The 807-nt window shown below is 41.9% G+C and carries 1 protein-coding gene and 1 pseudogene; one reads left to right on the forward strand and one right to left on the reverse strand.

Features of this window, described 5'->3' with window-relative positions; genetic code table 11:
* On the reverse strand, window positions 1-619 hold a 619-nt coding region (locus AC1DUW_RS30970), incomplete at its 3' end, for a dynamin family protein (RefSeq protein WP_477644474.1).
* Window positions 620-652: 33 nt separating this feature from the next.
* On the opposite strand from AC1DUW_RS30970, the pseudogene AC1DUW_RS30975 reads away from it, so the two are divergent.
* A pseudogene (locus tag AC1DUW_RS30975) lies at window positions 653-807 on the forward strand (dynamin family protein); the annotation flags it as partial.

Below are 807 nucleotides of genomic sequence, written 5' to 3' on the forward strand. Positions count from 1 at the left end.
GACCAGAAATAGACTGCGCCTCAAGAGCGAGAGTCTCGAGCGCTTTTTGTTTCGCTTTTTCATCCTGCTTGGACGCTGTAATAACATCTCGAAGCAGTTCTTCTGTTCTTTTTACAGCAGCCTGCGCTGATTCAATTGCCAGTCCTGTTAAGTCGTTCTCGATGAAAGAATCAAATTGTAATTGGAATTCCGAAATTCCACTATTAGGAAGGAAAGAGTGCATAAATGAACCTGGAATTTGTTTTTCTATTAATGCTCCCTTACTTGTAAGCGGGAACAGCTTTGGAAAACGGATTCCGAATCCATTTAATTGATCTTTCACATAATCCATAACTTCGTCCAGTTCGTCAGTAGTTTGAGCAAGATCGACCGCATTGACTATAAAGAACATCTTATCCATAGCAAAGGAATCTTTCACTCGCCCAAGTTGGATTAGGAACTCCCGATCTGCCCGAGAGAATGGGTGATTATAATAGGTCACAAAAAGAATGGCATCAGAATTCTTAATATATTCGAAAGCAGCACCAGTATGCCGAGCATTTATTGAATCCGCTCCAGGAGTGTCAACAAGTACCATTCCCTGCTTTGTCATTTCACAGTCATAACGCAATTCAATCAAATCAACGAGACACGATTTGGACTCTTCGGCAGCAAAACTTTCACGGTTGCGCTATTCGGTGCATTTAGTGCAGGCAAATCTTCATTTGCAAATGCGTTAATGGGAGAAAGCGTTCTTCCTGTTTCGCCAAATCCTACTACTGCTGCCATTAACAAAATCATGTCATCTGATGCTGAGCATCCACATGG

Source organism: Peribacillus sp. P4_C12 (assembly GCF_056402095.1).